Source organism: Stenotrophomonas sp. STEN033 (genome assembly GCF_056856655.1).
The window spans coordinates 1-713 of record NZ_JBXFWM010000135.1 but is presented as its reverse complement, the minus strand read 5'-3'; the positions used below and the strand labels follow the sequence as shown (position 1 = coordinate 713).

Annotated in this window: 1 protein-coding gene; it reads left to right on the top strand. The window is 63.7% G+C overall.

The window, feature by feature from the left end; genetic code table 11:
• Nucleotides 1-713 (top strand): type VI secretion system Vgr family protein (locus AC1VXC_RS21095; RefSeq protein WP_481540017.1); only part of this gene is annotated, 713 nt, incomplete at both ends.

Genomic DNA, 713 nt, shown 5'->3' with positions numbered 1-713 from the left:
GTAATGACCCCCTGGGCCGGCGACAACTGGGGCGGGGTGGTGTTGCCTCGGCGCGGTCAGGAAGTGCTGGTTGCCTTCCTGGAGGGCGATATCGATCGCCCGGTTATCGTTGGCGCGCTCTACAACGGCCGCGGTCAACAGGATGCACAGCACAATCAGCTGAACAGCGCTGGCGCGAACGCCACCGGCAATGCCGCTGCATGGTTTGAAGGCAACGACCACGCCGCTGTATACACCGGCTTCAAGAGCCAGGCGCTGGCAGAGAGCCAAAGTGGCACCGGTGGCTACCAGCAGCTGCGCTTCGACGACACCCCCGGACAAGGCCGTGCACAGCTGTCGACAACGCAGCACGAAACAACGCTCACCCTCGGACATCTGAAAGGCGGTGACGACAATGTGCGCGAAGGCGAGCGCGGCTTCGGCGTCGAGCTTTCAACCCAGGCACACGGCAGTCTGCGTGCCGGTCGCGGTCTGCTGCTGACAACCGAGGAGGGCACGCCGCAGATGGCAGCACCACAGGCCATCGCACAGCTGCAGCAAGGCCACGACCTGCTCAAGAGTCTTGCCGACTCCGCAACTGATCAAACAGCGCAGCTGCCCAAGGATCCTGCCGAACTTCCCATCGATCAAACCCTGGCCGAGTTGCAGGAGCAGCTCAAAGCAACGCATAGCGGCAGCAGCGCCGGCAGCATCAATGGCGGCGATGGCGAAGC